24 protein-coding genes are annotated in these 26383 nt (G+C 72.6%); 10 read left to right on the top strand and 14 right to left on the bottom strand.

Annotated features, from left to right (window positions below):
- Window positions 1–374 precede the first annotated feature (374 nt).
- The 3 genes from rlmN to H489_RS21855 form a co-directional block, all read right to left on the bottom strand.
- Complete coding sequence (gene rlmN, locus H489_RS21850) at window positions 375–1607, bottom strand: 23S rRNA (adenine(2503)-C(2))-methyltransferase RlmN (protein WP_017885785.1); 1233 nt, start codon at window positions 1605–1607, stop codon at window positions 375–377.
- A 93-nt stretch (window positions 1608–1700) separates the two neighbouring features.
- Window positions 1701–2675, bottom strand: a complete 975-nt coding sequence (locus H489_RS36580; protein WP_017885786.1) for a C40 family peptidase — start codon at window positions 2673–2675, stop codon at window positions 1701–1703.
- 182 nt (window positions 2676–2857) lie between these two features.
- Window positions 2858–3616, bottom strand: a complete 759-nt coding sequence (locus H489_RS21855) for a pyridoxamine 5'-phosphate oxidase family protein (protein WP_017885787.1) — start codon at window positions 3614–3616, stop codon at window positions 2858–2860.
- A gap of 33 nt (window positions 3617–3649) precedes the next feature.
- On the opposite strand from H489_RS21855, the gene H489_RS21860 reads away from it, so the two are divergent.
- Window positions 3650–5101 (top strand): PLP-dependent aminotransferase family protein, encoded by a 1452-nt coding sequence (locus tag H489_RS21860; protein WP_017885788.1) that lies wholly within the window; start codon window positions 3650–3652, stop codon window positions 5099–5101.
- A gap of 34 nt (window positions 5102–5135) precedes the next feature.
- Here H489_RS21860 and H489_RS21865 read toward each other — a convergent pair whose 3' ends face one another.
- Window positions 5136–5330: a hypothetical protein gene (locus H489_RS21865; protein WP_017885789.1), complete on the bottom strand. Its 195-nt coding sequence runs from the start codon at window positions 5328–5330 to the stop codon at window positions 5136–5138.
- Window positions 5331–5464: 134 nt separating this feature from the next.
- On the opposite strand from H489_RS21865, the gene H489_RS21870 reads away from it, so the two are divergent.
- Together H489_RS21870 and H489_RS21875 are read left to right on the top strand one after the other, a co-directional pair.
- The gene (locus tag H489_RS21870) at window positions 5465–5815 is read left to right on the top strand and encodes a GntR family transcriptional regulator (RefSeq protein WP_017885790.1); all 351 of its coding nucleotides are present in this window, start codon (window positions 5465–5467) and stop codon (window positions 5813–5815) included.
- Window positions 5816–5826: 11 nt separating this feature from the next.
- A complete protein-coding gene (locus tag H489_RS21875) occupies window positions 5827–6768 on the top strand; it encodes a DUF1648 domain-containing protein (RefSeq protein WP_017885791.1) in 942 nt (313 codons plus the stop codon).
- 114 nt (window positions 6769–6882) lie between these two features.
- Here H489_RS21875 and H489_RS21880 read toward each other — a convergent pair whose 3' ends face one another.
- The 6 genes from H489_RS21880 to H489_RS21905 are packed head-to-tail and all read right to left on the bottom strand — an operon-like array spanning window position 6883 to window position 13101.
- Window positions 6883–7800: a phosphogluconate dehydrogenase C-terminal domain-containing protein gene (locus H489_RS21880; RefSeq protein ID WP_017885792.1), complete on the bottom strand. Its 918-nt coding sequence runs from the start codon at window positions 7798–7800 to the stop codon at window positions 6883–6885.
- Window positions 7797–8642 (bottom strand): sugar phosphate isomerase/epimerase family protein, encoded by an 846-nt coding sequence (locus tag H489_RS21885; protein WP_017885793.1) that lies wholly within the window; start codon window positions 8640–8642, stop codon window positions 7797–7799. The genes H489_RS21880 and H489_RS21885 overlap by 4 nt, the downstream gene beginning before the upstream one ends.
- Window positions 8639–9454, bottom strand: a complete 816-nt coding sequence (locus tag H489_RS21890) for a triose-phosphate isomerase family protein (protein WP_017885794.1) — start codon at window positions 9452–9454, stop codon at window positions 8639–8641. The genes H489_RS21885 and H489_RS21890 overlap by 4 nt, the downstream gene beginning before the upstream one ends.
- Window positions 9454–9939 carry a ribose-5-phosphate isomerase gene (locus H489_RS21895; protein ID WP_017885795.1) on the bottom strand — a complete coding sequence of 162 codons (486 nt, stop codon included), beginning with the start codon at window positions 9937–9939 and terminating at the stop codon, window positions 9454–9456. The genes H489_RS21890 and H489_RS21895 overlap by 1 nt, the downstream gene beginning before the upstream one ends.
- Before the next feature lie 25 nt (window positions 9940–9964).
- Window positions 9965–11686 carry a dihydroxyacetone kinase family protein gene (locus H489_RS21900; protein ID WP_017885796.1) on the bottom strand — a complete coding sequence of 574 codons (1722 nt, stop codon included), beginning with the start codon at window positions 11684–11686 and terminating at the stop codon, window positions 9965–9967.
- On the bottom strand, window positions 11683–13101 hold the full coding sequence (locus H489_RS21905) for an MFS transporter (RefSeq protein WP_017885797.1): 1419 nt from the start codon (window positions 13099–13101) through the stop codon (window positions 11683–11685). The genes H489_RS21900 and H489_RS21905 overlap by 4 nt, the downstream gene beginning before the upstream one ends.
- Before the next feature lie 258 nt (window positions 13102–13359).
- Here H489_RS21905 and H489_RS21910 point away from each other — a divergent pair, with 258 nt between their 5' ends.
- A complete protein-coding gene (locus H489_RS21910) occupies window positions 13360–14109 on the top strand; it encodes a FadR/GntR family transcriptional regulator (protein ID WP_017885798.1) in 750 nt (249 codons plus the stop codon).
- A gap of 160 nt (window positions 14110–14269) precedes the next feature.
- Here H489_RS21910 and H489_RS21915 read toward each other — a convergent pair whose 3' ends face one another.
- From H489_RS21915 to H489_RS0118245, 4 genes are read right to left on the bottom strand one after another with little or no spacing between them, the layout of a single operon-like run.
- Entirely contained in the window at window positions 14270–15145 is an 876-nt protein-coding gene (locus H489_RS21915; protein WP_031259138.1) for a sugar phosphate isomerase/epimerase family protein, read from the bottom strand.
- Window positions 15146–15189: 44 nt separating this feature from the next.
- Window positions 15190–16401: a DUF993 family protein gene (locus tag H489_RS21920; RefSeq protein WP_017885800.1), complete on the bottom strand. Its 1212-nt coding sequence runs from the start codon at window positions 16399–16401 to the stop codon at window positions 15190–15192.
- A complete protein-coding gene (locus tag H489_RS21925; protein ID WP_051067351.1) occupies window positions 16398–17672 on the bottom strand; it encodes a Gfo/Idh/MocA family protein in 1275 nt (424 codons plus the stop codon). The genes H489_RS21920 and H489_RS21925 overlap by 4 nt, the downstream gene beginning before the upstream one ends.
- Before the next feature lie 57 nt (window positions 17673–17729).
- The gene (locus H489_RS0118245) at window positions 17730–18797 is read right to left on the bottom strand and encodes a LacI family DNA-binding transcriptional regulator (RefSeq protein ID WP_017885802.1); all 1068 of its coding nucleotides are present in this window, start codon (window positions 18795–18797) and stop codon (window positions 17730–17732) included.
- Window positions 18798–19043: 246 nt separating this feature from the next.
- Here H489_RS0118245 and H489_RS21930 point away from each other — a divergent pair, with 246 nt between their 5' ends.
- The 6 genes from H489_RS21930 to H489_RS21955 all read left to right on the top strand — a co-directional run bounded on the left by H489_RS21930 (window position 19044) and on the right by H489_RS21955 (window position 26379).
- The gene (locus H489_RS21930) at window positions 19044–20324 is read left to right on the top strand and encodes an extracellular solute-binding protein (RefSeq protein WP_051067354.1); all 1281 of its coding nucleotides are present in this window, start codon (window positions 19044–19046) and stop codon (window positions 20322–20324) included.
- 80 nt (window positions 20325–20404) lie between these two features.
- Window positions 20405–21379 carry a carbohydrate ABC transporter permease gene (locus H489_RS21935; RefSeq protein WP_017885804.1) on the top strand — a complete coding sequence of 325 codons (975 nt, stop codon included), beginning with the start codon at window positions 20405–20407 and terminating at the stop codon, window positions 21377–21379.
- Entirely contained in the window at window positions 21376–22323 is a 948-nt protein-coding gene (locus H489_RS21940; protein ID WP_081612179.1) for a carbohydrate ABC transporter permease, read from the top strand. The genes H489_RS21935 and H489_RS21940 overlap by 4 nt, the downstream gene beginning before the upstream one ends.
- The gene (locus H489_RS21945) at window positions 22323–24002 is read left to right on the top strand and encodes a hypothetical protein (RefSeq protein ID WP_017885806.1); all 1680 of its coding nucleotides are present in this window, start codon (window positions 22323–22325) and stop codon (window positions 24000–24002) included. Before H489_RS21940 ends, H489_RS21945 begins: the two co-directional genes overlap by 1 nt.
- A gap of 11 nt (window positions 24003–24013) precedes the next feature.
- Window positions 24014–25897: a DUF6807 family protein gene (locus H489_RS21950; protein WP_235045647.1), complete on the top strand. Its 1884-nt coding sequence runs from the start codon at window positions 24014–24016 to the stop codon at window positions 25895–25897.
- A complete protein-coding gene (locus H489_RS21955) occupies window positions 25894–26379 on the top strand; it encodes a tetratricopeptide repeat protein (RefSeq protein ID WP_017885808.1) in 486 nt (161 codons plus the stop codon). The genes H489_RS21950 and H489_RS21955 overlap by 4 nt, the downstream gene beginning before the upstream one ends.
- The last annotated feature ends 4 nt before the right edge of the window (window positions 26380–26383 follow it).

Here is a 26383-nt window from a genome sequence, read left to right on the forward strand (position 1 = left end):
CCAGAGAGGCATTCGTCTTGTTCCACCGTCGGACACGTCGAATCACTTCGACTTCTTCGGGGGGATGTTGCCTGAGCGGGACCCCGTCCGGACTGCGCATCCAGGGCTTGCACCCTGTGACCGTCTCGGCCGTTCCGTTCTCCGCCTCAGCGGCAACGAGTGATTACTCTACACAGGCCCCAGGGGGCCCGCCAACCGTCCTTCCTCCCGGGCGTGTCGCACTCCGGTGAACGGGAGCTGTCCCCCGGGTTTCCGGTGATCGACGGGGTGGACGCACCCCGGGAACGACGGAAGGCACGGCGCGAACCCGCACCGTGCCTCCCGAACGAACAGACGACCAGACCAACTGGACCGGACCGACTGACCGGACCGACCTACTCGGCCGCGGCCAACTGCCCGCACGCCCCGTCGATCTCCTTGCCGCGGGTGTCACGCAGGGTCGTCGGGATGCCGGCGGCGTTGAGTCGGCGGACGAACTCGTCCTGCACGTGCACCTCGGACGAGGTCCAGACGGAGCCCGGCGTCGGGTTGAGCGGGATCGGGTTGACGTGCACCCATCCCTTGCCACGCTTGTTCAGCTTCTCGGCGAGCAGGTCGGCTCGCCAGGCGTGGTCGTTCATGTCCTTGATGAGCGCGTACTCGATCGAGACACGACGGCCCGTCTTGACGTAGTAGTTGTGGGCGGCATCGATCGCCTCGTCGGCCTTCCAGCGCGAGTTCACCGGGATGAGCTCGTCGCGGAGTTCGTCGTCGGGGGCGTGCAGGGACAGCGCGAAGGTGAGCGGGATCCCTTCGTCCGCGAGCTTGATCATCGCCGGCACCAGTCCGACGGTCGACACCGTGATGCCGCGGGCACTCATGCCGAGGCCGTTCGGCTGCGGTGCGACCATCAACCGCACCGCGTCCATCACCCGCTTGTAGTTCGCGAGCGGCTCCCCCATGCCCATGAACACGATGTTCGTCACGCGTTCGGCGTCGACGCGGTCGTTGCCGCCCTTGCGGGGATCGCCCCCGAGCTCACCGGCGGCGATCGCGGCGTTGGCCCGGACGATCTGCTCGATGATCTCGGCGGTGGACATGTTGCGGGTCAGCCCGGCCTGGCCGGTGGCGCAGAACGGGCAGTTCATGCCGCACCCGGCCTGGGACGACACGCACAGCGTGATCCGGCCGGGGTACCGCATCAGGACCGACTCGACCAGGGCGCCGTCGTGCAGCTTCCAGAGGAACTTGATGGTGTCGCCGTTGTCCGTCGCGAGCCGCCGGGTCTCGGTGAGGAGCGGCGGCAGCATCCCGGCGACGAGCTGCTCCCGCTGGGCGGCGGGCAGGTCGGTCATCTTGGCCGGGTCGGACGTGTAGTGCTGGAAGTAGTGGGTCGCAAGCTGCTTGGCGCGGAACCCGGGCAGACCGAGCTCCTTGACGCGGGCCTCGCGTTCCTCGGCCGTCAGGTCGGCCAGGTGCACGGGCGGCTTGCCACGCTTCGGGGACGCGAACTGCAGGAGCGGCCGGCCGTCGGTGTCGGTGGCCTGCTTCCAGCCCTCGGTGCGCGGGCGCACCTGCGGACGAGCAGACTGCTGCTGTTCGAACGGGGTGCGGGTGTCGGAAGCCATCACTCCAGGATACGGGAGGCCCGTGATCCGTGGGGACGCCCCGTCCGGGTGGTCCTGCAGGTCACCACCAGGGCCCCAGCGCGGTCCGCCGGGTCAGCTGCCGGCCGGCAGGACGCGGGCGAAGTGGTGCGCCGCCGAGTACATCGGGACGATGTCGACGACCTCGCCCGGGTGCGGTGCCTGCAGCACGAGCCCCTGGCCGAGGTACAGGCCGACGTGGTCGTCGTCGTCGTACACGACGAGGTCGCCCGGCAACGCCTCGGACTCGGGGATCGTGGTGGCGACGGCGTCCTGCGTCGGCACGTAGTGCACGAGCTGGATCCCCACCGCCTGGTACGCGACCATGGTGAGCCCGGAGCAGTCGATGCCCTCGTGGCTCGCGCCGCCCTCGACGTACGGGTCCCCCATGTACTGCAGGGCGGTCGCCAGGATCGTGGCCCGGTCGCCGCCGGCCGACAGCGCGGCGGACAACGCGGACTGTGCCTGCGCCGTCGTCACCCCGAACCGCAGGTCGAGCGTCGGGTAGGACACGATCGTCGTGGTGGTGGTCATGCCGTCGGTCGAGACCACGGGGACCTGCACGTCGTGCGCCACCGTGAAGGTCTGGGCGTCCTGTGCCGTGGTCGTGCCGGAGCGGGTGTCGACCGGCAGCGCGTCGGCGTTCGCGGGCAGGGCGAGCGTCAGGCTCGAGGTCACGGCGATGGCGGGGGCCAGCAGGATCGCGGCGCGCTTCGCGTTCGCGGAACGACGGATGTGCCGCGGGTCGAGTGCTCGTTCGGCACGCAGGGTGGTGGTCCGGCTCAGTACCGCGCTGCCGGCCGACGACGCGACGGGGGCGGGACGCGGCTGCATCCGCACGGTCCGGGCCGGCTTCGGGTGCTCGACGAAGGTGGAACGGGCGGCTGCGGGGCCGAGGGCCGAGCGGCGTCCGCGGGGACGGGACTGCTGCGTGTCCGGCGTCAGCGGCGCGGGATCGGCCGCGGGGTGCGTGTGCGGTCGCGCGGGGTGCGTGTGCGTCCGCGCGGGCTGACGGTCGTCGGCTGCTGCAGGCAGGGTGTGGCGTCCCATGGGTCCTTCCGGGTCGGGACCACTCGGCGGTCCGGAAAGTAACGTATTGGTCACGACGGTGTCCGCGGCTGGGCAGCGCCGGAGTGTTCCTGCAGCTGGTCACAGGAACGATCACCGCTCGCAGGCCACTCCGACGACGCGCACGGCTGTTCCGGAGCCGGCGTGCGGCCGTGGGGACGGGCTCAGACCGACGTGACCCGCATGGCGGCGGCGATCCGGGCCTCCCGGTCGGCGGCCAGACGGTCGAGGCGGGCCGACAGCGCGAGGACGGACGCGTCCACCGGACTGTCCCCCGAGATGTCCCCCGAGATCGGGACACCGGCGCGGACCGCGAGTGGCAGGACGCCCGCCCAGACGGTGTGGTCCTCGCCGTCGGCCGGGTCCTCGCCGACCCCGTGGGCACGGACCTTGACGCTCGCGCGGTCGAGGGGCAGCTGGAGGACCTGGGTGGCGCGGACCTCCTTCGCGGTCATCTCGCGCACCTCGGCTCGGCGCCCAGGCATGAGGTGGTCCGCCACCTGCCAGAGCGCTTCGGCACGCAGGTCGGTCGGGACGACGGTGGCGCGGCCGGCGATCATCGCGCTGCGGTAGTTCGCGGAGCTGTCGTTGGTGGAGCGGGCGAACACCAGGCCGTCCAGGTGGGTGACGGTCGCGGCCACCGGGATGCCCTCGGCCCCGGCGTCGAGGAACAGGCCGCCTCCGGTCGAGCCGTGCAGCAGCATCACCGGGCCGTCGCCGAGGTCCCCGACGGCGCAGAGGAAGGGCAGGACCACGGGGTGGCCGCCGCGGACGATGCCGACGTGCGCGACGTGGGCTTCGGCGAGGATCGCGTCGAGGACTCCCGGGTCGTCGGACTGGCGGTCGCGCAGGCGGCGGACGCGGAGCGAGGGACCGTCGGCGGCGGGTTCCGTGGGGTGCGGCTGGGCGTTCGGGGTGGGCATGCGCTCACGCTAGGGTCGCCAGTGGTCCGATGCGTGGACCAGTTCGGAGCGATCACGGTGGACCAGTCGAGCAAGGTGTCCGGTGTCGTGGCCCGGGTCCGTGCGATGGTGCACGACGGCACCCTGCGCGAGGGCGATCCACTGCCGTCGACGCGTGCACTGGCGGCAGAGCTCGGGGTGGCGCGCGGCACCGTCGTCGCGGCCTACGAACAGCTCGACGGCGAGGGGTACCTGCGCACGCGGCACGGTGCGGTGGCCCGGGTCGCGGCGGATGTGCACGGCCGGACGCCGGGTGGGTCGGTGGCGGGCGACGCCGGGCCCGGCTCGCCCGTCGCCTTCGTCGACGCCGTCCCGGCCAATCCGTCGCCCGCGGTGCGCATCGACTGCCGGCCGGGCATCCCCGCCGTGACCGCGATCCCCCAGCGGGACTGGCGGGCCGCCTGGCGTGCAGCGGCGTCGGCCCCGCTCCGGAACGCGATCGCGGAGCCGCTCGGCTCCCCCGAGCTGCGGGCACAGGTCGTCGTCCAGCTCGGCCTGACCCGCGGGTTCACGACGACGGTCGACCGGGTGCTCGTGACCGCGGGGACCTCGGAGGCGCTGTCGCTGATCACCGAGGCGCTGCGGGGCCTGCTGGGTCGTCCACCCGTCTTCGGCGTCGAGGACCCCGGCTACCGCACCGGGCACCGGGCGATCACGAGCGCGGGCGGGACCCTCGTCGCCGTCCCGGTCGGGGAGGACGGACTCGACCTCGACGTGCTCGAGGCTGCGGGGCCGGTCGACGCGGTGCTGGTCAGTCCGACCCACCAGTACCCGCTCGGCTCGGTGATGCCGGCGGCCCGGCGCCGTCGGCTGCTCGCCTGGGCGGCTGCGACCGGCACGGTGGTGGTCGAGGACGACTACGACTCGGAGTTCCGGCATCGCGGGACGCCCGTGCCCGCGCTGGCCGCACTCGACGCCGAGGGCGTGGTGCTGCACGTCGGCGGGTTCTCGAAGACGCTCGACCCGCGACTGCGGTGCGCCTGGGTCGTCCTGCCCTCCGCAGCAGGTGCCGGGATCGGTGTGGCGGTGGCGGAGGCGGTGCTGTCGGCGCGGCGTGCACGCGGCGCGGTGGTCGCCGAGCCGGTGCAGGCGGCACTGGCCCACCTGCTGCGCACGGGTGCGCTGCGGCGGCACCTGGGTCGGGTGCGCCGCGACTACGCGCATCGCCGAGCCCGGATCGCGGCCCGGCTCGACGACGTCACCGGACTGGAGGCCCGTGCCCTGAACGGCGGACTGCACGCGGTGGTCACGTGGTCGGGTCCGACCACCGGGGCCGACGTCGCCGAGCGGATGGCGGACGCCGGGGTACGAGTGGCGACGCTCGAGGAGTACGGGCTCGCGCCCGGCAGCGCACCGGCGGGCATCGTGTTCGGCTACGGCGCCGTGACGCTGCCGGAACTCGACCGGGCGCTCGACGCGCTGGTGGAGTCCGTCGCGCACGGCTGACCGGTCGCCCGCCCGCACGCACGGCCACGCGGGGTCAGCGGGACTCGGCGATGCCGTTCTTCCGGGCGTTCACGAGGTCGGCGAGCGACGGTTCGCCGACCTCGCCGGGCAGTGCGTGCCCGCGGCGTGCGGCCTTGCGGACCTGTCGGTAGGTGGTGACGCGCAGGGGGTCCACCCCGTCGGCGGACTCGTAGTTCGACGGGGTGCTGGTGGTGGTCGATTCGGTCATCGCGACGGACGGTACGCGTGCCGGAGCCCGCCGGAACCGCGTCCTGCGTTCCGCGGCCAAACGGCGTCCGAGCAGGGTCTCGACGGGCGGGTGACCCCTGGTGGCGAGCGGGATTGTTCGCATAGAATGCGAACATGTTGATCACCGTCGACCCGGGGGCCCGCGCGACCCTGGCGGAACAGGTCGCCACCCAGATCCGTCACGCGATCGCCCGCGGCGAGCTCCGGAACGGCGAGCGACTGCCCGCAGCGCGCGACCTCGCGGCCTCGGTCGACGTCAACATGCACACTGTCCTGCGCGCCTACGCGCTGCTGCAGGACGACGGACTGATCGAGTTGCGGCGTGGCCGCGGTGCGACGGTCCTGCGGTCGGGCAACGCCTCGTTCGACCGGTTGCGCACGCTCGTCGACGAGCTGCGCGACCAGGCGGACACCCTCGGCGTCCCGCTCGACGACCTGTTCACGATGATCAAGGGGGCACGATGACGACACGACCGATGACCACGGGCACACGGCTGGCGGTGGTGGCACCAGGGCTCCTGGTCGCGGTGGGACTGGTGCTCACCGCGGTCCTCGCGGCGCCCGCCATGCCGTCACGGATCGCGATCCACTTCCGGACGGACGGCACAGCGGACGGCTGGGGCTCCCCCTGGACGGCGTTCTGGGTCACCCTGGCGGTGGCGCTCGTGGCCGTCGGGCTCGCGATGGGCGCGCTGCGGTGGCACGACAAGCGGACCGCGGCCACCGTGCTGCTCGTCGCGAACCTGCTGGCCGGGACCCTCGGGTCCGCCTGGGTCCTGCTGGCCTGGACGAACACGGCCGGCGACGGCACCCTGTCCCCGTGGTGGACGGTGCCGTTCCTGCTCGTCGCCGTGGTGGTCGCCGCCGTCCCCGTGCTCGCACTGTTCCGGGTCGCTGCACCCGTGCCGGCGTACGACGTCGCACCCCTGACCGTCGGGCCCGACACCCGGGTGGCCTGGCGTGCACGCGTCGGCAGCCGGTGGTTCGCGCTGCTCGGGGCGCTCGTCGTGCTGCTCGGCGTCGGGACCGCGGTCTGGACGGTGTCGGCGGGCGTGACCACGGCGGTCGTGTCCGGTCTGGCCATGGTGCTCGCGGGGCTCGCCGTGCTGGTGCTGGCGCGGGTGGAGCTCACGGTCGACCGACGGGGCATGCGGCTCACGTCCACCTGGACGAGGATCCCGCTCATGCGGGTGCCGTTGGAGCGCATCGAGTCGTGCGGCTGGGAGCAGGTGTCCCCCGGGCAGTGGGGTGGCTGGGGCTACCGGATCTCGGGCCGCGGCGTCGCCTACGTCGTGCGGTCCGGGCCGGGGCTGGTCGCACGGCTCCGCGGCGGGCAAGCGCGGATGGTGACCGTGCCCGACGCTGCGGGCGGCGCCGCAGCGCTGGGCGCACTGCTCGCCGGGCGCGAGACGATCTGACGGGGCCGGACCGGGCCTCCAGGGCGGCTGGCGAGGAGCAGCCGTGGCGGCACGGGGAACGCCCCGCCGGAAGGGGGTCGGCGGGGCGTTCCGGTCCGTGGGGACCGCGGGTGATCAGCGCCGGACGGCGTCGATCTTCAGCATCTTCGCGATGACCGAGTCGAGCTCGCTGTCGTCGAAGACCTGCTTCCAGTCCTCCTTGATGAGCTTCTCGCGGCCGTAGCCCATCGCGATGTGGCAGGCGTCGGAGAACGGGTTCGAGCCGCGCAGGCCGTTCGTCAGCGCGATCCAGGTGTGGCCGTGGAGCATGGCGCGGGCGGCCTCGCGGGGCACGCCGACACCGGTGACCGTTTCTTCGAGGGCGTCGTTGAGGAAGTCGCCGATCATGCAGGCGATGGTCTCGACCAGGGTCGGCTCGAGCACGGCGAGCTGCTTCACCGTCACCCAGTGCACCTGGATGACCGGCGCGTACATGGTGGTGATGACGGCCTCGGCGACGGCCTTGGCGCGCTCGTCCTGGTCGCCGAGCGACTCTGACGCGTCGAAGGCCGCGATCACCTCCTGCGGGGCGGCGATGCCACCGAAGGTGTCGTCCCACTCGGCCTTGGTGGTGCGCTCGAGGAACACCGACGGGTGGCACGGGTGCGCCACGGCGTAGTGGACGTCCTCGCGCTTGGCGAGCAGTCCGGCGTAGGCGGCGGCGGGGTCGAGCGTCAGGATCGTGGCGCCGGGCTGCATCACGGGGACGAGCTGCTCGGAGACGGTGCCGAGCAGGACGTCGGGCACGGCGAGGATGACGACGTCGGCGGCCTTCGCGGCGTCGAGGCTGTCGGTGATCTCGCGGCCGAGGGCCCGGATGCGCTCCTGGCCGGCGGGCGAGGCCTCGCTGTACAGGGTCGTGTACTCGCTCTTCGCGAAGTTGTTCGAGACGCGGGTGCCCATCTTGCCGCCGGCACCGATCACGGCGACGGTGACGTCGGCCGTGCCGGATCCGGCAGCGACGGTGTGGGGGGTGGTGACGGTGTCGGTCATGATTCCTTGCTCCTGATGTACTCGATGGTGTGTTCGGTCCACGCCGCCTCGATGCGCGTGGTGGTCTGTGCGGGGGTCTCCCCCGGCAGGGGTTCGGCGCCGGCGTGCTCGTCCTGCCACGGCAGCCAGAACTCGATGACGCGGTTGATCCCCCGGGCGTCGGGCTCGATCGCGGCGCGGACGGCGTCGTGGTCGAGCAGTCCGGTACCGGTGCGGACGCCGGTGTACTGGAACCCGACCCAGCCCGGTGAGCGGGTGAAGGCGGCGTCCTTCACGTGCCAGTTGACGACGTGCGGGGCGGTCATCGCCACGACGTCGGCCGGGTGTTCGAGCCGGGCGACGGTGTTCGCCGGGTCGAGGCAGATGCCGAGGTGGTCGGAGCCGATCGCTTCGACGACGGCGACGAGGTCGGCGGTGGCGACGACCTCGTAGGTCTCCAGCGCGAGGGTCACGCCCGCGCGCTCGTAGGCGGGGAGCGCCTGCCGCAGGCGTCGTCCGGTCTCGGCCGCGTCGGGCTGGTCGTCGCCGCTCGTCCACATGCTCCGGACGAGGGTCGCGCCGAGCTGCTGCGCGACGTGCAGGTACCGGGCCAGGTGCTCCGGCCGGGTGCCACGGGTGCCGACCTCGAGCGTGATACCGAGGTCGGTGGCCAGGGACCGGATCGACGCCAGGCGCGCATCGGTCGCGGTGTCGAGCGGCAGGTGGTCGCAGATCTGGAACAGGTCGACGCCGTCGTGGCTCGCGGCGTCGCGCAGGGCGTCGTCGAGGGACATCGGCGACGGCACGCGGTCGGACATGCGCCAGAAGTAGGCGTAGGTGGAGAGGCCGAGCAGGGAGGTCACGCCGGTGCTCCGTCCTGCGTCGCGGCCAGCGCCTCGGCTTCGTCGAGGATCGTGCGGATCGCCTCGGGGTCGTGGGCGAAGCGGCCGAGGAACAGGCCGCCGATGCGTCCGGCACCGCGGGTCAGCAGGCCCGGACCGGCACTGCCGCCGTAGATCGCGACCGAGCCGGCGAGCTCCGGCCGGGTCGCCAGGTGCTGCTCGATCCCACCGAGCACCGCGACGATGTGCTCGTCGGGTGCGGGCTGCGGGGCACCGATCGCCCACACCGGCTCGTACGCGGCGATGAGCGGTCCGGCGAGACCGTCGGCGGTGGCCGTGGCGAGGAACCGGTCGAGCTGCGCGGTGACCTCGGCGATCGCGGTCGCGGGGTCGTCGTCGGCGGCGCGCGCGGTCTCACCGATGCAGATCAGGGGGCGCAGGTGGTTGCGGAACGCTGCATGGACCTTCCCCGCGATCTCGTCGTCCGTCTCGTGGAACAGGGAGCGGCGCTCGGCGTGTGCGATCTCGACGAGGTCGACACCGATCTCCCGGAGCTCCACGCCGGAGACCTCGCCGGTGAACGCGCCCTCGTCCGCCCACGCCAGGTCCTGCGCGCCGAGCGTCACGGGGGCGTCCCCGATCACCGCACGCACCGGCACGAGCGACGGGAACGTCGGCACCACGAAGAGCTCGACCGCGCCGGAGCGCACCGCCGGGTGGCTCCGGGCGATGTCGGCCACGGCGGCCGCCCACTCGAGCGTCCGGGCGTGCGAGAAGTACATCTTGAGCGACACCCCGATCGTCACGGGGGCGGCCGCCGCGGTCGCGGTCATCAGGCGTCGGTCCCCACCGGCGCGGAGCCGTCGTAGGCGCAGATGGCCTGGACCTTCGACGCGCTCGCGCTGGTCTGGTCGAAGTTGTAGCCGAGCCACTCCTTCGCCATCCGGCGCGCGACCTCGACCCCGACGACGCGCTGCCCCATGCAGAGGACCTGGGCGTCGTTCGACAGGATCGAGCGCTCGACCGAGAACGAGTCGTGCGCGGTCACGGCGCGGATGCCGGGGACCTTGTTCGCCGCGATCGCGACTCCGAGGCCGGTGCCGCAGACCAGGATCGCGCGGTCGGCCTCGCCGTTCGCCACCAGACGGGCGGCGTCGACGGCGACGTGCGGGTAGGCCGTGTGGCCGTCGGCGTCCACGCCCACGTCGACCACGGAGGCCACGCGGGGGTCCTTCGCCAGGTCGGCCTTGATGGCCTCCTTGTAGTCGAAGCCGGCGTCGTCCGAACCGACGACGATGCGGAACTGCTGCTCACTCATGCGGGTGTGCCTTTCGTGGTGGGGGTCAGGCGGGGACGGCGATGGTCGAGCGGACCGCGGCGGTGATCAGCGCGAACGAGACCGCGCCAGCGTCCGGGGTGCCGACGGCGTCCGCACCGTGGGTGCGTGCACGGCCCATCCGCGGCAACAGGTCGGCCGTGGCGTCGGCCGCGGTCTGCGCGGCGGCCGACGCGGCCGACCAGGCGTCGACGAGTTCGTCGCCGGCGTCGACCCGGGCGGAGAAGACCTGGTCGAACGGCACGAGTGCGTCGACCATGGTCTTGTCGCCGGGGACGGCCCCGAAGGCCAGGACGGCCTCGGTGGCGGCGTGCACCGCGCTCTGGACGGTGGCGGATGTCGGACGGGACTCGTCCCCGAGGACGCGACCCATGGCCTCCAGGGCAGCACCCCAGATCGCACCGGACGTGCCGCCGGCCTTGTCGGACCAGGCATCACCGGCGATCGCGAGGACCGAACCGGCGCCGGCGCCACGGGCGGCGGCGTCCTGTGCCGCACGGTCGGCGGCGGTGGAGCCGCGCTGCATGCCGATGCCGTGGTCGCCGTCGCCGGCGACGGCGTCGATGCGGCCGAGCTCGTCGGCGTGGTCGTCGATCGTGGCGCGGATCGCGGAGACGGCGCCCGCGACGCGGACTGCTGCGGCCCGGGACTCCTCGGTGCCGGGCGTCACGGGCACCACCACGCCGGCTTCGAGCACCTCGGCCGGCAGCGGCTGCTGCGGGACGGCGCCGCCCTTGCGGTACGCGGGGGCGTCGGCGGGGGCGGCCCAGAGCTGCTCGAGTTCGTCGTCGAGCCAGAACAGGGTGAGCGAGACGCCCGCCATGTCGAAGCTGGTGACGAGTTCGCCGACCTCGGGCTCGACGACGACGATGCCGGCCTCGGTGAGCTTCCGCTGGACAGCACCGAAGACGACGAAGAGTTCCTCGTACTTGACGGAGCCGAGGCCGTTGAGGATCGGGACGACGCGCGCACCGTCCGCTGTGACGCCGGACGGCAGTTCGGTGAGCAGCTCGTCGACGAGCAGGTCGGCCAGGCCGTCCGCGGTGGGGACGTCGGCCTCGGCGATGCCGCGTTCGCCGTGGATGCCCATGCCGATGGCCATCCGGCCCTCGGGGACGGTGAAGAGCGGTTCGTCGGCGCCGGGCAGGGAGCAGCCGGAGAAGGCGACACCGAAGCTGCGCGTGCGGTCGTTGGCGCGGGTCGCGATCGCGGTGACCGCGTCGAGGTCGTCGCCGCGTTCCGCGGCCGCGCCGGCCACCTTGAACACGCAGAGGTCACCCGCGATGCCGCGGCGCTGGTGCGCCTGGTCGGCGGGCGCCGAGGCGATGTCGTCGGTCACGCGGACCGTGCGGACGTCGATGCCCTGTGCCTCGAGCGCCCGTGCCGCGGCGTCGAAGTTGAGGACGTCGCCGGCGTAGTTGCCGTAGCTCAGCAGTACGCCGCCGCCGTGCTCGGACGCCTTCGCCACGGCGGTGACCTGCTGGGCGCTGGGGCTGGCGAACAGGTTGCCCATCGCGGCACCGGCAGCCAGGCCGTGCCCGACGAGGCCGCCGAAGGCCGGGTAGTGGCCGGAGCCACCGCCGACGACGAGCGCGACGGTCCCCTCGGGGCTGGTGGTGGAGCGGGCGACGCCGCCGTGCACCCTGCGGACCCGGGCGCGGTTGGCGGCGACGAAACCGTCCACCATCTCGTCGGCGAAGTCCGCCGGGTCGTTGAACAGGCGGGTCATGCGCCGGCCTCCTTCGCGATGGCGGTCGGTCCGTCCGTGGCCGCGGCTGCGGTCTCGGCTCCGGTCGCGGCGGCGGCCGCTTCGTTGCGCTTGGTGTTCCGGCCGAGGACGAACATCAGCACGCTCGACAGCACCATGAAGAACCCGACGATGAACATCGGCACCTGGTACCCGCCGGTCCACTCGCTGACCGCGCCCGTGATGTACGGGGCGGCGAACCCACCGAGGTTGCCCACGGTGTTGATCAGGGCGACCCCCGCGGCTGCGGCGGCACCGGTCAGGAACTGCGTCGGGACCGTCCAGAAGTTCGGCAGGGCCGCGAAGATCGCACACGCGGTGATCGCGATGACGGCGACGGTGGCCGCCGGGCTGTTCATGTACAGCGCGACCGGGATCGTCAGACCGCCGACCAGGGCCGGGACGGCGATGTGCCAGACCCGGACGCCACGACGGAAGGCGTCACGCGACCAGAAGTACAGGACGACCGCGGCCGGCACGTACGGGATGGCCGTGATGAGGCCCTTCTGGAACAGGTCGAACGTGGTGCCGAACTGCTCCTGGAAGCCGTCGATGATCGTCGGCAGGAAGAAGCTGAGTGCGTAGAGGCCGTAGATGAAGCCGAAGTACACGGCGGCGAGCATCCAGACGCGGCCGGAGCCGAAGGCCGCACGCAGGCCGCCCTTGCCGTGACCGTCGCCGCCGCCCTTCGCCGCGCTCTCGGCAGCGAGCGTCGTCTCCAGCCAGACCTTCTCGTCCTCGTCGAGCCACTTCGCCTGCGACGGCTTGTCCTTGAGGACGAAGAGGCACAGGACGCCGACGATGATCGCCGGGATCGAGACGCAGAGGAACATGAAGCGCCAGCCGGCCAGGCCGCCGAGGATCCCCTCGTGGGTCATCAGCCAGCCGGCGAGCGGGGAACCGATGACGCTCGTGAGCGGCTGGGCCAGGTAGAACAGCGCGAGCATCTTGCCGCGGTGGCGAGCCGGGACCCACGTCGACAGGAACAGGATCGCGCCGGGGAAGAACCCTGCCTCGGCGATGCCGAGCAGGAAGCGCAGACCGACGAGCTGCGGGTAGTTCTGCACCCACGTGAAGAGCAGGGACACGATGCCCCACGTGATCATGATGCGGGCGAGCCAGATCCGGGCGCCGAACTTGTGCAGCGCGAGGTTGGACGGCACCTCGAGCACGAGGTAGCCGATGAAGAACACACCGGACGCGAAGCCGAACTGGGCGGCGGTCAGGCCGAGGTCGGCCTCCATGCCGTTGGGGGCGGCGAAGGAGATCGCGGTGCGGTCGAGGAAGTTGATGAAGAACATCAGTGCCACGAACGGCACGATGCGGATCGCGATCTTGCGGATGGCCGTCTTCTCGACGACCGAGGTGGGGATGCCTCGCGTGGCGGGGATGTCCACGATGACTCCTGCTCGGTGGGGGTGGTACGACTCCGCCCGGCTGCTGCGCCGGGTTGCCCGGTCGGCTGCGTCGGGGTGGTCCGGGCTGCTGCGCGGATCGGGAGCGGGCGCATCGGTGCGCCTGATCCAGTGTGCGTCGCGCTCGATCAACTTGTCAACCGGTTGACCATTTCGCGCGTCGGCTCGGACGAGGCCGTCCGCCCGGCGCGCTGGCACTGCTCCCGCCGCAACCGGTTGACCGACCGGTACGCTCACTGCATGCCCGCGTTCAGCCCGGACGACCCCCTCAACATCCGACTCGAACTCGAGTCCGTGCCCGTCGGGTCACCCGCCTCGGTGGTCGCCCGACAGCTCGTCTCGCTGCTCACCGCCGGCGAGCTGGCCCCCGGGTCGCGGCTGCCGGCGGAGCGGGTCCTGTCCGAGCGGCTCGGCGTGGGTCGCTCGGCGGTCCGCGAGGCCCTCGCCGCCCTCGAGATCCTGGGCATCGTGCAGATCCGCCCCGGTTCGGGCACGTACCTGCGCGGCGGCACCTCGGACCTGCTGCCGACGACCCTGTCGTGGGGTCTGATGCTCGCGTCGAACCGCACCCGCGAACTGCTCGAGATCCGGTCCTCGCTGGAGCGCACGGCCGCGATCCTCGCCGCGCAGCGCGCCACCGACGAGCAGATCACCGAGCTCGGCGAGTACCTGGTCCGGCAGGAGGCGACGCTCGACGACCCGCAGGCCTTCATCGACGCCGACGTCCGCTTCCACGTCCTGCTGGCGCGGGCGTCCGGCAACGACGTGCTCGCCGATCTGCTGCAGAGTCTGCGCTCGATGCTGAGCGTGTGGGTCGCGCGCCGCGTGCAGACCCGGCAGGCGACCGAGGCCGCGTTCCACGAGCACCGCGCCGTCTTCGAGGCGTTGCGCGCCCGCGACGTGCCCGCCGTGCAGCGCGCGATGGACGAACACATGGCCACGGCGAGCGCCCGCATCGAGCACGCGGAGCCGCTGCCCGCCGACGAGTAGGGCTCGTGCGCGGTCGCGCGCGCGCTCGCGCTCGCTTCGTGAGCAGGAATGGTCGGGTCCGTCGAGCCGACCCGACGTCCCGTGCTCACGATCAGGGCGGACGGGAGGCCCGGGGCGCGCCCGCCCCGCACCGTGCGGGGGGGGGGGGGCAGCGCCCGCCTCAGCGCGGGAGCGGGACCGCTTCGGCGAAGGACGCCACGACGCGGGCGACGACCTCGGCGGGCGGGCTGTCCCAGATCGCCTGGTTGAAGAGCTCGACCTCGACGTCGCCGGAGTAGCCGGCGCCCATCACCGCATCGGTCACCGGCCCGAAGTCGACGTGCCCGTCGCCCGGGTAGCCGCGTGAGAGCAGCGGGTCGGCCGCGATCGGGGTGGTCCAGTCGCACACCTGGTACGACGCGATCCGGCGGGCGGCACCGGCCCGGGCGATCGAGGCCGCGAGCGCCGGGTCCCACCAGACGTGGAAGGTGTCGACGACGACCCCCACGGCCGCTGCCGGGAACGGGGCCGCCAGGTCGAGGGCCTGCGCGAGCGTCGACACCACGGCGCGGTCGGCGGCGTACATCGGGTGCAGGGGTTCGACGGCGAGCTGCACGCCGGTGCCGAGCGCGTGCGGCACGAGGGCGGCGAGGGCGTCCGCCACCCGCGCACGCGCACCGCCGAGGTCGCGCGAGCCCGCTGGCAGGCCGCCCGCGACGAGCACGAGGACGGGCGCCGACCCCGGAGCACCCGCGGCGGCCAGGGCGGCGGTCTCGTCGATCGCCCGGCGGTTGTCGTCGAGTGCCCGCTGGCGTGCGGTCCCCTCGGGCAGGGTGAAGAACCCGCCACGGCAGTGCGACGACACCCGGAGTCCGGAGTCGGCCACCCGGCGCACGGCCTCGGCGAGCCCGAGCTCGGCGACGGGTTCGCGCCAGGTGCCGATCGCCCCGACCCCGGCACGGCGGACGGTGTCGAGCGCCTCGGGCAGGGTCGCGTACTTGATCGTCGCCTGGTTGACGGACAGCCGCGGGTGCGGCGCGGGCGACCCCGGCGCCACCGGCACGGGTGCACCGACCTGCGCGGCCGTGCCGGACGGCGTGCTCACGCGACCACCCCGGCTGCGGTGCGGTCGACGGCGGGTGGGGCGGGCCTCCCGGCGGTCGTCGCCACCCCGTTGACCGCGAGCAGGGCGTGCCAGCGCGCGGCGGCGAGGTCCGGGTCCTGCAGGGCGCCGCAGGCGTTCGCGAGCCGGACCGTCTCGGACAGGTGCGACAGCGAGCGGCCGGCGTGCTGGCCACCGGCCATGGCGAAGGCCGGCTGGTGCCCGTTCAGCCAGGCGAGGAACGCGATGCCGGTCTTGTAGTGCCAGGTGGGGGCGCTGAAGAGGTGTCGGGACAGGGCCTCGGTCGGTCCGAGCAACGAGCGGTAGGCGGCTTCGTCTGGCAGGGCACGCACGGCGGCTGAGGCGAGCGGTGCGATCGCGGCGAACGCCCCGAGCAGGGCGTCGGAGTGCACGCCGTCGCGGTCCGCGATCAGGTCGACGTAGTGGAAGTCGTCACCCGTGAACATCCGGGCGGTCTCGGGCAGCCGGGCGCGGAGTGCCACCTCGGCCGTCGCGTCGAGCAGGCTCATCTTGATGCCGGAGATCCCCGGCCCGGCGTCGCGCATGATGTCGAGCACCGTGTCGGGGCCCCGGTGCCCGCCGAAGTACCCGGCGAGGGCGGGGTCGAACGCCTCCCCCAGCCAGTGCAGGACGACGGGGGCGTTCGCCCGCTCGACGACCCCACGGTAGACGCGGCGGTAGGTGTCCGGATCGTCCAGCGCGAGTCGTGCCAGGTGGCGGCTGGCCATCAGGACCACGCCCGCCCCGGCGTCCTCGGCGTGGTGGAGCTGCCGGGCGTAGGCGTCGACGACCTGCTGCTCGGTGACGGGTTCGTCGGGCAGGTCGTCGGTGTTCACGCCGACGACGATGCGGCCGCCGACCGACTGCGCCTCGCGGGCGGAGCGCGTCACGAGCTCGCGGGTCGCCGCCGGGTCCAGTCCCATGTTCCGCTGCGCGGTGTCCATCGCGTCCGCCACACCCAGCCCCCACGACCACAGGTGGTGGCGGAACGCCAGGGTGGCGTCCCAGTCGAGGTCGGCCGGGGCTCCGGGGGTGTTGTCGGCGGCGGTGCGCGGGACGACGTGGGCCGCCGCGTAGACGATGCGCTCGGTGAGCGGTGCCGCGGGCACGGCAGTGGCGTCGACGGCAGGTGCGCCCAGCGGCGTCCGGCTCGTGGCGCCGTCGCGCGCCAGCAGGGTCAGGTCCGTCATTCGGACGCCCCGACGGTCTCGGTGCGCTGGGCGACCTCCGGCGTCTCGACCGGGAGGCGCGGCTCGGCCCCGGCGGGCAGGGTCAGCTCCGGCAGGTCCACACGCCGGCCCTCGGCGCTGGAACGCAGACCGGCTTCCGCCAGCGCCACGCCGCGGGCACCGGACAGCAGGTCGTAGGGGTGCGGGCGCCCGGCGACGAGGTCCTGCAGGAAGTCCTCCCACTGGGCGCGGAACCCGTTGCCGTAGACCTCGTTGTCGGGGACCTCGAGCCACTGGCTGCGGTAGTCGGCGTCGTCGCGCAGATCGGGGTTCCAGACGGGCTTCGGCGTCGCCGTGCGGGGCTGGATCCGGCAGCCGAACAACCCCACCACCGCGCTGCCGTCGGTGCCGTCGACCTGGAACTCGACGAGCTCGTCACGGTCCACCCGGACCGCCCAGCTCGAGTTGATCTGCGCCGTGACGCCGCCGGCCAGGTCGAACACGCCGTACGCGGCGTCGTCGGCGGTCGCCGGGTACGGCACGCCCTGCTCGTCGGTGCGCTGCTCGATGTGCGTGACCGCGCGGGCGTAGACGGACTCGACGCGGCCGAACAGCTGCTCGAGCACGTAGTTCCAGTGCGGGAACATGTCGACGACGATGCCGCCACCGTCCTGCCGGCGGTAGTTCCAGCTCGGGCGCTGCGCCGACTGCCAGTCCCCCTCGAACACCCAGTACCCGAACTCGCCGCGGACGCTCAGCACCCGGCCGAAGAACCCGGAGTCGAGCAGGCGACGGAGCTTCCGCAGCCCGGGCAGGTAGAGCTTGTCGTGCACGACGCCGTTCGGGACGCCGGCCTCGGCCGCGAGCCGGGCGAGTTCGAGGGCCTCGGCGGAGGTCTCGGCCGTCGGCTTCTCGGTGTAGACGGCCTTGCCGGCGGCGATTGCGCGGCGGAGCGCGTCGGCACGGGCACTCGTCACGGCGAAGTCGGCGAAGACCTGCCAGCGGGGATCCGCCAGGGCGGCGTCGAGGTCGGTGGTCCAGTGCTGCAGGCCGTGCCGGGTCGCGATCTCCTCGAGCTTCGCGGCGTTCCGACCGACGAGCATCGGTTCGAGCTGCACGCGCGTGCCGTCGGGCAGCAGCAGGCCGCCGTCGTCGCGGATCGCCAGGATCGACCTGACCAGGTGCTGCCGGTAGCCCATGCGCCCGGTGACGCCGTTCATGATGATGCCGATGGTGCGCGTGGTGGTCAACGCGTGCTCCCTTGCTCGCTGTGGCCCGCTCTCCGTCGTCATGGAAAGCGCTTGCCGGAACCGTACACCACGGGGTGCGTCGGGTGCGCGGTGACGAGGTCAGCGGGCGGTGCTGGCGCGCAGGACGACCTCGCCGTCGACGGCACCGTCGACCTCGAGCCCGAGCGCACGGCGGACGGCCCGCTCGCCGATCTCCTCGAGCGGCAGCCGCACCGTGCTGAGCGCCGGCACGACGTCGGCGAGCATCCGCACGTCGTCGAACCCCGCGACGCCGACGTCCACCCCGGGCACGAGCCCGCGCTCCCGGATCGCCGCGACCGCCCCGACGGCCATCAGGTCGGTGACCGCGAAGACGCACCGGGGCACCGCGGCCCCACCCTCGGCGGCTCGGTCCAGCAGCGACACCATCGCCCGGTACCCGCCGTCGCGCGTGAACTCGGAGGGCACCACGTCGTCGTCGGGCACCCGCAGACCGTGGGCCGCGAGGCCGGCGACGAACCCCTCGACCCGGGCGTGGGCGGTGACGAGGTCCGGGTCGCCGGCGAGCACGGCGAACGAGTCGTGCCCCTGTTCGACCAGCGCACCGGCGAGCGCCGCAGCCCCGCCGAGGTTGCGGATGACGACGCCGTGCACGCCCGGGACGCCCGCTGCGGCACCGTCCAGGTCGGACACGAGCGCCGACACCCCAGCCCCCGCGGCGACGAGGCCACCGACCGCCGCCGCGACTTCGGACGGGCCGGAGCCCGTCGCGGATCCGGAGCCGATCCCGAGCCGACGGCTGACCGCCAGCACGACGGCTCGCGGGCGGAGTCCGGCGACCACGTCGAGCACCGCCACTTCGCGCGACGGGTCGCCGCCGGTGGAGGTGATCGTGACGACGAGCCCGGCGTCGTCGGCGGCGCGGATCGCGCCGGCGGCGATCGCGGCGAAGTACGGGTCGGCGATGTCGCCGACGACGAGCGCCAGGGTCGTGGTCGACCCCCGAGCGACGGCCTGCGCCTGCACGTTGGCGGTGTAGCGCAGGGCCCGGGCGGCGGCGCGCACCCGGTCCACCGACTCCTGCCGGACCTTGCGGGTGCTGCCGTTGAGCGCCCGCGAGGCGGTCGCGAGCGACACCCCTGCCCGCTCGGCCACGTCGGCCAGGGTGACGGTGCCTCGCTCGGGCATGTCGTGCCTCCAGTCAGGGTCCGCGCCGTGCGCGGCCTGTGGCGAGGATAGCGATTCCCCGCGGGCCAGGGCGGGGTTCCGAGCGGCCGGTCACGCCGTCGAGACCACAGGTCACGTTGTCAGAACAACCCTCAGGAAAGCGCTTGCCAGAACGGCGAGGGTCGTGTAGACCTGGGGTCCTCGGCCGAGACACCCCGAACGCTCGCCCACGGCACATGCACGTGGTCCCGAACGAAAGCAGTGACGATGAAGTCATCCAAGAGAATGCTCGCACTCGTCGGCGGGATCGCCGCGCTCGCGCTCCTGAGCGGCTGCGCCTCCGGCGGGTCCGGGGACGGCGGCAAGGTGGACGAGCTGACCTTCTGGCTCTCCACCTCGTCCGCGCAGGAGAAGGGCTACCAGGACCTCGCGACCGCCTACGAGAAGCAGACCGGCGTCGCGGTGAAGATCGTGAACCTGCCGTACGACGGCCTGCAGACCAAGCTGCGCGAGTCGGCGCAGGCGAACTCGCTGCCCGACGTGGTGCGGGCCGCGGGCATCGACCCGATCTGGAGCGGCAAGACCGTCGACCTCGCCTCGATCGTCAGCGACAAGGCGAACGGGATCGACCAGGACCTCATCGCGAAGGACAAGGACGGCAAGGTCACCTCGATCCCGTCCGACGTCACCGCGGCCGGACTGTTCGTGAACAAGTCGCTGTTCGACAAGGCCGGCGTCGCGTACCCGACCGATCCCGCGAAGGCGTGGACGTGGAGCGAGTTCCTCGACGCCGCCGACAAGGTGAAGGCCGACACCGGCGCCAAGTACGACCTGGTCTTCGACTCGTCGCCGTCGCGCCTGCGGGCCTACATGTTCACCAAGGGCACCGACTTCATGCAGCAGGAGAAGGACGGTTCCTTCCCCACCGACGCGAAGACCGTCGACGCCCTGCAGGACTTCGCCGACATGAACGACGACTCGGTCATGCCGAAGTCGGTGTGGACGAGCGGCCAGGACCCGAACGCCCTGTTCAAGAGCGGCCAGGTCGTGGCGTACTTCTCCGGTGTCTGGCAGTCGTCGGACTTCGCGTCGAACATCACCGACTTCGACTGGGCCAGCGCCGCCACCCCGGCCGACCCGACCCACGCCACCGAGATCAACTACGGCGGCAACATCGTCGGGTTCGAGAACTCCGACACCCGCGGCGCCGCGGCGAAGAAGTTCATCGACTACATGTACGACCCGACGAACTACGCGAAGCTCGTGACCACCAACGGGTTCCTGCCGGTCGAGTCCGGGCTGGACATCACCTACCCCTTCAAGTCGCAGGCAGCCAAGGACTCCTTCGCGCTGTACCAGAAGGAGATCGAGGCGGCCGACCCGATCTCGAGCTCGTACGCCAAGGCAGCGTCGGAGTGGGCGGTCGAGGGCAAGGAGATCGGCACCGACCCGACCACGGCCGAGGTCGGCAAGCTCATCAACGGGCAGCAGTCGGCCAAGGAGACGCTCGACACGATCACGAAGTACTACGAGGAGCACGTGGGGTGACGGAACGGGGCCGGGCGCATGCGTCCGGCCCCGTTGTCCCTCCTTCCACAGCAGCACCACGTCGAACGAAGAGGATCATCGTGAGCATCCCCACCGCAGCCGGTGACGTGCAGACCGCCGTCCCCACCCCGGTGCCGCCCCGCCGGCCCGGAGCCGCGAAGACGACGAAGCGCCGCCGCTCCGGCGTCAGGAAGCCCGTCCTCGCCCCGATCCTGTTCGTCAGCGTGAACGCCGTCCTGTTCGTGGTGTTCTTCGTGTGGCCCGCCGTGATCGGCCTCGGCTACTCGTTCACCGACTACAACGGCGTCGTCGACCCGAAGTTCGTCGGCCTGGCGAACTACTTCGAACTGTTCGCCGACGACACCTTCTACGCCGCCCTCGGTCGCACCTTCCTGTACGCGATCGTCGCCGTGCCGCTCGGCTTCGTCCTGTCGCTCTCGATGGCGCTCATGCTCACGAGCCCCGCGGCGAAGGGCCGGAGCGTCGCCCGCATCGTGTTCTTCGTTCCGTGGCTGATCTCCCCCATCGTCACCGGTGTGATCTGGCGGTGGATGTTCGGCGAGAACTTCGGCCTGGCCAACTTCGTCATCGAGTCCCTGGGCGGCAAGGCCGTCCCGTGGCAGTCGAACGCCGACCTGTCGCTGCTGGTCGTCGTCTTCGCCACCGCGTGGGCCGGGGCGGCGTTCAACATGCTGCTGTTCGTCGCGGCGATCCGGAACGTCCCGCAGTCGTACTACGAGGCCGCGTCACTCGACGGTGCCGGCGCCTGGCACCAGTTCCGCTACATCACCCTGCCGAGCATCGCGCCGACGTCGTTCATCGTGATCCTGCTGTCGTCACTCAGTGCGTTCAAGGAGTTCGCCACCGTGCAGGCGCTCAACGGCGGCGGCCCCGGCACCGACAACAACCTGCTGGTGCAGTACATCTACACGAACGGGTTCCAGAACGCCCACATCGGCTACGCGAGCGCGGCGTCGATGGTCCTCATGCTCATCCTCATGGCCATCGCGCTGATCCAGCTGGCCGTGAACCGCCGGACGGAGTCCCGTCGATGACCGCCACGCTCCCCACCGAGACCGACAAGACCGGAAGCGGCCGTCGGGCCGGACGGTCCGGCCGGAACGGTCGCTCCGGCTCCGGCCGATCTGGCCGCTCTGGCCGCTCGAAGGCTGTGGACGCCACGCCGCGTCCCCAGGCCATCGCCGCCACGGCCCTGCTCTGGGTGTTCATCATCGCGTTCGGGTTCCCGGTGCTGTGGTTCGTGCTCAGCGCGTTCAAGCCGGGCGGCGAGCTGTTCTCGTACCCGCTCACCCTGCTGCCGAAGAACTGGTCGGTCGAGGGCTTCGCCGAGGCGTGGTCCAGCTACGACTTCGCCCAGTACTTCGGCAACACCGTGATCGTCGCCCTGGTCACCACGGCGCTGACGGTCCTGGCGAGTGCGGCCACCGGGTACGCGCTGGCGAAGTACGACAACCGGTGGCTGAAGGTGTTCTTCGTCTGCATCCTCGCCACGACGATGCTCCCCACCGAGGTGATCCTCGCTCCGACGTTCATCGTCATCCGCGACCTCGGCATGTACGACTCGCTGGCCGGCATCATCGTGCCGTCGGTGATCACGGCCACCGGCATCTTCATGTTCCGGCAGTTCTTCATCACCGTGCCGGACGACCTGGTCGAAGCGGCCCGGATCGACGGTGCGAGCGAGTTCGGGATCTTCTGGCGGATCATGCTGCCGATCTCCCGCCCGATCATGCTGACGCTCGCGATCTTCTCGTTCCAGTGGCGGTGGAACGACTACATCTGGCCGCTCCTGGTGCTCAACGACCCGAAGCAGTTCACGATCCAGATCGCCCTGCAGAGCATCGTCGGTGCTGAGAACGTGAACTGGACGGTCCTGCTCGGCGCCTCGGTCATCTCGATCATCCCGCTCGTGCTGCTCTACCTGGTGTTCCAGAAGTACGTGAACGGCGCCGACCTCAACGCGGGTCTGAAGGACTGATGGGGTTCCTCGACCTGGCCGGCCCGGCCGCCGACGCCGAGGTCGCCCGCCTGCGGCTGGCCGACGACGACCCGGCCACGCTGCAGCACCGGGAACTGATGGCGCGTGCGCTCGCGTTGGTCGGTGCGTGGGTCCGGCAACGGCCTGGAGGCTCGGCTCACCCCGCAGACGACGACCTCACCACCGCACACGGCTGGGTCCGGCACCTCGCGACCCGGCAGTCGCCCGGCGGCACGTTCGTCGGCGGCGACAACGTGCTCTCCCCGCCGGACTCCGCGTTCACCGTCAACGACGTCTGCGACGCCCTCGAACTGCTCGCACCGCACCGGGCGACGGTGCCGGCAGCGGCCGCGCTGGCCGACGACCTCGACGCGATCGTGCACCGGGCGACCCCCGCACTGCTCACCGGTGGGGTGCACACCCCGAACCACCGGTGGGAGATCGCAGCCGCCCTCGCCCGGGTGCACCGACTCCACCCGGCGGCGGCGCTGCTCGACCGCATCGACGCGTGGCTCGCCGAAGGGCCGGACATCGACGCCGACGGTCTGTGGTCGGAGCGGAGCCCGAACTACGCGTCCGCCGTGTCCGGGCCGTCGTTCCTGGTGCTCGCCGCCGTGCTCGACCGCCCCGCCCTGCTCGACCCGGTGCGCCGCTCGCTCGACGCCACGCTCGCGCTCCTGCTGCCGGACGACACCGTCGAGACCGTGCAGTCCCGACGGCAGGACCAGTCACAGCCCTTCGGGATCGGGCCGTTCGCGCCGCTGCTCTGGCACGTCGCGGTGCTCGACGGCCGAGGCGACCTGGCCGCGGTCGCCGCCCGCGCCGCCGTGGCCGAGACCTGGCAGCCCGCCACCGTCGCCGCGCGGTCGATGACCGATCCCCTGCTCGGGCGTCCGCTGCCGGAACCCGTCGCCCTGGCGCCGGCCGTGCACACCTTCGCCGACGCACGGCTCGTGCACGTCCGCGAGCTCGACCGCAGTGTCGTGCTCTTCGCCGGTTCCGACGTCCCGGCCCAGGGCCACGTGCGGTCGGGGCTGGCGAACAGCCCGACGTTCCTGCGGGTCGTCGTCGGGTCGGTCGTCCTGTCCGACGTGCGGCTCTCGCGGGAGTTCTTCGGCCTCGGACCGTTCCGACCGACCGCGCTCGAGTCCCTGGGCGACGGACGGTTCCGGCTGACCGAGACCGTGTCCGCCGGCTACCACCAGCCGTTGCCCGCGAGTGCTCGCCAGCCGGACGGCCGCTACCCGCTCGCCGACGAAGGCCGGTTCTCCGCCGCCATGGCGTTCGGCACCCGGTCCGTCGACACGGTGGTCCTCAGCACCACCGTCGACGTCGCGGTGACCCCGGACGCCGTCGTCCTCGACGTCGTGACCGAGGGGGCCGAAGTGCCGTGGTCCCTGCAGCTGACGTTCCGCACCGGGGGGACCCTCATGGGCGTCGAGACCGACGCCGTCACCGGGGAGCGGGTCCTGGCCGACGGGACCGGCAGCTACCGCGTCGGTTCCGACGTCGTGACGTTCGGCCCGGGCAACGGCGCCGGTCCGGGCCAGCCAGCGTGCTACACCCCGGGTCAGGACTACGCGTTCCTCGGCGGGACCGACCGACCGCAGGGTGAGCACGTCCACGTCACCGGGCGAGCCCCTGGCTCCGCACGCATCGTGATCGGGACGGGCCGGTGACGCTGCCGGGCGTGGTGCTCGTCGGAGCCCGCGGCTACGGCCTGCACCACCGCGCGAACATCGACCGGCTCGTGGCAGCAGGGGTCTGCACGGTGACCGCGGTCGTCGACCCCGCGCTCGGTACGACCGCCGACGCCGGTGTGCCCGTTGTGGCCGACGTGGCAGCGGCCCGCAGGCTCGGACCGGTGGACGTGGTCGTCGTGGCGGCTCCGATCGCGGCGCACCTGCCACTCACCCTCGATGCGCTCGACGCCGGCGCCGACGTGCTGCTCGAGAAGCCCCCGGTCACCACGCGCGACGCCCTCGACGTGCTGCTCGAGGCCGAACGTCGGACCGGCAGGGTCGTGCAGGTGGGGTTCCAGAGCCTCGGTTCCGCCGCGCTGCCGGCGTTCCGTGACGGGGCGCTCGTCGGTGCCGTCCGGTCTGCGGCCGCCGTCGGCACGTGGACCCGCGACCGGGCGTACTGGGACCGCTCCCCCTGGGCGGGGCGCCGTCGGGTCGGCGGCGTGGACGTGCTCGACGGCGTCGTCACCAATCCGCTCGCCCACGCCGTGGCGACGGCCCTGGCGCTCGTCGGGTGCCGCCGGACCGCCGACGTCGCGCGGGTCGAGGTCGAGTTGTACCGCGCGAACGCCATCGAGGGCGACGACACCTCGGCCGTCCGGGTGACCACGACCGCCGGCCTCGAGGCCACTGCCGCGCTCACGCTCTGCGCCACGACCGAGGTCCCGCCGACCGTGAGGGTGCGGGGCGCGACGGGGGACGGCGTGCTGCACTACACGACGGACGACGTCACGATCGACGGCACGACCACACGCCTGGAGCGCACCGACCTGCTCGAGAACCTGCTGGCGCACCGGTTGCGCGGCGCCGAACTGCTCGTGCCGCTCGTCTCGACGGGAGCGTTCGTCGAGGTGCTCGAGGCGGTCCGCGCGACCGAACCCGTGCAGCTCGACCACCCCTGGGTGACGTGGGAGGGTGAGGGCCCGGCCCGGCGCCCGGTGGTGACCGGTGTCGAGGCCACGATCGAGCGCGCCGCCGACGCCCGCGCGCTGTTCTCGGAGGTCGGGGCACCGTGGGCGCACACGGCCCGCGACGAGACGCTGCAGGAGCTCCGCGTGGACGACGTCACGGTCGCCGTCGAACGCGACGGGGCCGGCACGATCGCCACGTCGTCCCCTCGGCCGTACCTGCACCCGGTCCGGACCCTCAGCGGCACCGTGGTCAGCGCGCACCACCCGGGCGACCACGACTGGCACTGCGGGGTCGGCGTCGCGATCCCCGACGTCGACGGCGTGAACTGCTGGGGCGGACGGACCTACGTCCACGGCCCCGGCTACGTCTGGCGCGACGACCACGGTTCGGTTGAGGTCGTGCACGCCGCGCAGCACGGACTCGGGTCGACGGAGGAGCTGGTCTGGCGGGGTCCGGACCGCGCGCTGGTCCTGCACGAGGACCGCACCCTGCGCTGGCGCTCGGTCGGAGCCGGGTGGGAGTTGTCCTGGTCGTCGTCGTTCCGCGCCCCCGGCGACTCCCCCGTGCACCTCGGCGGCCCGGGCAGCAACGGCCGGGTCGGCGCGGGCTACGGCGGCTTCTCCTGGCGGTTCCCGGAGTGCACCGAGGTCGTCGTCCGGACCGCCGACGCCGAGGGCGAGACCGCCGTGCACGGCTCGGTCGCACCCTGGATCTCCTGGTCCGCGGTGTTCGACGGCGGGCCGGCGACGATCCGCATCGAGGCCCTCGACCACCACGACCCCTGGTTCGTCCGCGCCGAGGAGTACCCGGCGATCGGCTCGGCCCTGGCGTGGGACATCCCCGCGGTCGTGCAGCCGGGCGCACCGCTCGTCCGCTCCTTCCGCGCGACGATCACCGACGGCGGTACGCTCGCCGGATGAGCACCGGGGACTGGGAAGCACGCGTCGCGACGCTGTGGGACGACGAGACGATCGACGACCACCAGCGGATCGAGCGGATGCGTGGCCTCGCAGCGGACGCCCCGCACCCGGCCCTCGGCGCGTTCGAGCTCGGCGGAGCCTTCGACTCGGGCGGCCACGAGGCCGAGGCCGACGTGCAGTACGCCGCCGCGACCGCAGCGGGCCTCGACACCGTCGACCCCGAACGCGCGGCGCGGATGGTCGTGCAGCACGCCTCGACGCTGCGGAACCTCGGCCGGGTCGACGCCGCCATCGCGATGCTCCGCGACGCCCCCGAGCACCCCGCCACGGGGGCGGCACCGCGGGTGTTCCTCGCGCTCGCGCTGCACAGCGCGGGACGCTCGGCCGAGGCCCTGCGCGTCGCGATCGAGACCGTCGAGCCGACGCTCCCCCGCTACCACCGCTCCGTCCGCGCCTACGCGACAGCACTCACCGAGGACTGACGGG

It is taken from the genome of Curtobacterium flaccumfaciens UCD-AKU (genome assembly GCF_000349565.1).
GTDB classification, from domain to species: Bacteria; Actinomycetota; Actinomycetes; order Actinomycetales; family Microbacteriaceae; genus Curtobacterium; species Curtobacterium poinsettiae.